Raw genomic sequence first — 4252 nt, 5'->3', positions numbered from 1 at the left:
ACCCTGTACAACCGCATCGATGTCGAGGCCATGCACGCCCTGCAGGTCGCCAAAGACGACGCGCGCGATGCCCTGGGCCTGTCGCCGGATGAATGGGTGGTCGGCAACGTCGGCCGCCTGCACCCGGACAAGGACCAGGCCACGCTGCTCAAAGGCTTTGCCCTGGCATTGTCGCAGTTGCCCGCTGACAGCCGCCTGGCGGTGCTTGGCACTGGCCGCCTGGAGCAGGACCTCAAGGAACTGGCCCGTGAGTTGGGGATTGCCGACAAGGTGCTATTCCTTGGCCAGGTGCCCGATGCACGCCGTTACTTCCGTGCCTTTGACGTATTCGCGTTGAGTTCCGACCACGAGCCCTTCGGCATGGTGCTGCTCGAAGCCATGGCTGCTGGCGTTCCCTTGCTGGCCACCGCCTGCGGCGGTGCAAAGGAAGTGGTCGAAGGCGTGGGCATCCTGTTCCCCTTCGGCGATGCCGAGCACCTGGCCCAGGGCTTGGGTTACCTGGCCGCGATGGATCAACATCAGCGCCGCCAGTGCGCCGAGCTGATGCTGGAACGCTTGCACGCGCGTTTCTCGGATCAGGCGGTACGCGCTACTTTCTGGCAATTGCCACACGTTATTGAACTGACCGCGAGGGCTTGATGCTCAATCGATTCCAAGGCTGGCGCGAGCGTGGCTGGTCCGTCGTTGATGCGCCTGCCTACGCCGAGGCCTGGCAGCGTTTTGGCGGCAGCGTCGCCACCCATCCCCAGGTGATCGAGCGTCTGGCCGGGTTGGCGCAGATCCCAGTACGTTACCTGGCCTGGGAGCAGGCCGGTGAACTCAAGGCGTGTATTGCCACCTGGGGGCGCGACTTGGCGTTGTCCAAGGACGTGCTCAAGCGCAGTGGCAAGAAAGGCCTGTTTGACCTGGGTAACGCCGAGGTGATCCTGCCGGCTGCCGCCGACGCACAAGCGCCACTACGCCAGCGTGCGCGTTATCTGTCGATGCTGAACGAAGGCCGTTTCAGTGGCCTCAAGCCACAGGCAGAACAACTGGCCATGGCGCGCACGCCGGAAGAACTGTCGAAGAAATTTCGCTACAACCAGCGCCGCGAACTGCGGTTGCTGGAAGAGGCGGGCGGGGTGGTGCGGCCGGTGGGTGAGTTTTCCAGCGCGGAACTGGCGCGTATCTACTGCGATCTGTTTCTGCGCCGCTGGGGCTTTGTGGCCACCGGGGCCGAGCGCCTGGCCGAGGTGATCGAACTGATGCGCGAGTGGCTGATCGGCTCGGTGATTTTTCTCAACGATGCGCCGATTGCCATCCAGTTGGTCTACCGGGTCGAATCCCCGGAATGGATCAGTGTGGAATACGTCAACGGCGGGGTCGACCCTGAAACCCGTGCCTTCAGCCCCGGCAGCGTCTTGAGCTTTCTCAATACCCAAAGTGCCTGGGAGCAGGCCCGCGAAGTGGGCAAGCCGCTGCGTTTTTCCTTCGGCCGTGCCGACCGTGAGTACAAGGACCGTTGGTGCAACCCTGTGCAGGTATTCAGTTCATGACCCGCAAGCAGCAATTGCTCAAGCGTCATCGGCGTAACAAGCGCACGGCGCTGATGATCGGTGTGGTGTTGCTGGTGCTGGTCGGCATCCTGGTGGCCTGGTGGTTGCCGCTGCTGTTGGCGGTGCTGGCCTGGGTTGCCCACGAGGCCTGGTTTGCCGACCACCTGTTTTATGCGCCCAACGAAGATTATCAATACCGATTCGCGGCAGATGCCGAGCTTGCCGGTGTGCGTCTGGAAGGCGGACGCTTGCGGGTTGACCCGCCTGTGGCACCGGATGCAACTGTGGTGCTGGCGATCAAGGTCAAGAGCACCTGGCTGGGACGGTTTTTTGATCCGAGCATTGAGCTGGCCGATGACCGGCAAACCTTCGAGCGTGGCGTCAATGGGCTGCGTTACCTGAACCTAAGCGGTGTCGATCTGAGTGACCTACACCTGCGCGGTCGCCATTGCCGCGTGCTGGGTACGCCAAGGCTCTGGGCCTGGACCCATCCGGACTATCGCGACCAGCGGGTGATGGTCATCGCCCCCCACGCCGACGACGCCGAACTGGCCGCGTTCGGGCTGTACAGCCAGGCTGAAAAGCCCTGGATCGTCACCCTTACCGCTGGCGAAATCGAAGCCGAGCATTACCAGCAGATGGGCCTGAGCGAGGTCGAAGCCGCACGCATCAAGGGCCGCCTGCGTGCCTGGGACAGCATCGCCGTACCGCTGTGGGCGGGCGTGCCGCAAGCGCATTGCGTGCAACTGGGTTACTTCTGCCTGCAGCTGCAGGCCATGCAGGCTGCACCGGATCTGCCCTTTGCCTCCCGTGAAGCCGAGCTGTCCGACGTTCGACCCTTCCGCCAGTTCAATCCATTCACGTTGCCGGCGGATGCCGATGGCCTGCCGACCTGGAACAACCTGTTGGCTGACCTTCGCGACGTGCTGCTGATGGCGCGTCCGGAAGTGATCGTATTGCCCCATTCGGTGCTCGACCCCCACCCCGATCATATTTGTGCGCAGCAGGCGGTCATGCAAGCCTTGCAAGGCTTGGAGTGGCAGCCGACCACCGTGCTCGGCTACGCCAACCACCTGCATGACAATGACCGCTGGCCGATGGGCGATGCAGGTACCGGTATTGCCCTGCCACCCTTGTTTGATGCAGCCGAACAATTGCACCCGTGCAGCCTGCCGCTGACATTGGCGCAACAGCGCGACAAGGCCATGGCGCTGGGCATGATGCATGACCTGCAACCGGCGCCGCCCTTCAAGCGGCGCGTGCGTCGCTGGTTGCAACGCGTACTGGCCGGGCGTGCACGTTCGCCTTATGGGGAGAACGAGTTCTTCCGCAAGGCGGTGCGGCGACATGAATTGTTCTGGCGTTTGTGACCTGTGAAAGGAAGAGCATGAAAGTTTTATTTCTGGTGCAGAAAGAACAGCGCGCCATCCTGGATCGGCTGTACGACGGCGTGGCCGCGCACTGTGACTGTGACATCCGCTGGTTGAGCAGTGCCGAACAGCGCAACCTGCGCGGTTATTTCCGGCGTGAAGTCGACGTGACCCGCTATGACCGCATCGTGTTCTTCCTGCGTTTCAAGCAGGAAATCCGTCAGGCGGGGTTTATCCGCACACTCCCCAACCTGGTCATCCTCGAACACGATGCCTACCAGAACTACATCCCTTGCAAGTACACCGGCAAGTTCAGCGCCCATTACCGCCGCTTGCCGTGGGCGCGGGTGATCAGTTCGGGCTTTATGGTCACCGAGCGCCTGCGCGAAGAAGGGTTTGACGCGGTGTTTGTGCCCAAGGGCTATGACCAGGCGTTGTTGCAACCACAGGAACGTGAGCGCGATATCGAGTTGGCCTTTGTCGGTAGCACCAATAGCGTTGCCTACAGCGGTCGCAAAGCGTTGCTTGATGAGCTGGCGCAGGTTGAGCCGCTGGTGGTGACCCGTACCAAATCGGGTGAGGAATACTGCGCCACCCTCAACCGCATCCGCTTTTTCGTCAGTGCCGATGTGGGCATGGGCGAGTACATGATCAAGAACTTCGAGGCCATGGCTTGCGGCTGTGTGTTGCTGGCGTATGACCAGGGCGCAGCGGAAAACGCCGCCCTGGGTTTTGAAGAGATGGTCAATGTGGTGTTCTACAAGGACATTCCACAGTTGCAGGAAAAACTGGCCGTGTTGCGCGCCGATCCTGGGTTGGCGGCGCAGATTGCGCGTAATGGGCAAGCGCTTGCCGTCAGCCAATTCAGTTTTGCCCGGATCGGTCAGCGCATCGTTGAAGCACTTGAGCCGCCGCTGCGTCCGCGCGCGCCGTTGAGCCTGCTGGAGCGGTGGCGCCTGAAGCTGGGCATTTGAAGTGGGCGCGATCGCCGCGAGCGGTTATTAAAATTTGGGGGCTGGAATGCAATTCTCCGATCAAAGCGACATAACGCTCGTAGTAACCAGTTGTGGTCGCCTCGACCTGCTGAAGGATACGCTGGAAAGCTTCGACCGGTTCAACACGGCGGACATCCGCGAGGTTTTCATCACCGAAGATGCGGGTGATGAAGCCGTGCGCGAGGCCATTCCAGCCCATTGGCAGGAACATTGCACTTTCTTCGTCAACCGCCCGAAGCTGGGCCAATTGGCATCCATCGACCTGGCCTACGCGGCGGTTAAAACACCCTACATATTCCATTGCGAAGATGACTGGGCGTTTTACCGCCCAGGGTTTGTCGAGGACTCCAGA

General features: G+C 61.5%; 4 protein-coding genes and 1 pseudogene. All 5 read left to right on the top strand.

The window, feature by feature from the left end; translation table 11 throughout:
- Positions 1-639 (top strand): glycosyltransferase (locus DYL59_RS31175; protein ID WP_135292625.1); only part of this gene is annotated, 639 nt, incomplete at its 5' end.
- A complete protein-coding gene (locus DYL59_RS31170) occupies positions 639-1535 on the top strand; it encodes a GNAT family N-acetyltransferase (protein WP_135292624.1) in 897 nt (298 codons plus the stop codon). The genes DYL59_RS31175 and DYL59_RS31170, both read left to right, overlap by 1 nt.
- Positions 1532-2905 carry a PIG-L family deacetylase gene (locus DYL59_RS31165; RefSeq protein WP_135292623.1) on the top strand — a complete coding sequence of 458 codons (1374 nt, stop codon included), beginning with the start codon at positions 1532-1534 and terminating at the stop codon, positions 2903-2905. Before DYL59_RS31170 ends, DYL59_RS31165 begins: the two co-directional genes overlap by 4 nt.
- Before the next feature lie 17 nt (positions 2906-2922).
- Positions 2923-3879 carry a glycosyltransferase family protein gene (locus tag DYL59_RS31160; RefSeq protein ID WP_135292622.1) on the top strand — a complete coding sequence of 319 codons (957 nt, stop codon included), beginning with the start codon at positions 2923-2925 and terminating at the stop codon, positions 3877-3879.
- A 46-nt stretch (positions 3880-3925) separates the two neighbouring features.
- A pseudogene (locus DYL59_RS31155) lies at positions 3926-4252 on the top strand (glycosyltransferase family 2 protein); the annotation flags it as partial.

This window comes from Pseudomonas kairouanensis, from assembly GCF_004682055.1.
GTDB classification, from domain to species: domain Bacteria; phylum Pseudomonadota; class Gammaproteobacteria; order Pseudomonadales; family Pseudomonadaceae; genus Aquipseudomonas; species Aquipseudomonas kairouanensis.
The sequence above is the reverse complement of the archived record's forward strand: the minus strand, read 5'-3'. Positions and strand labels throughout refer to the sequence as shown.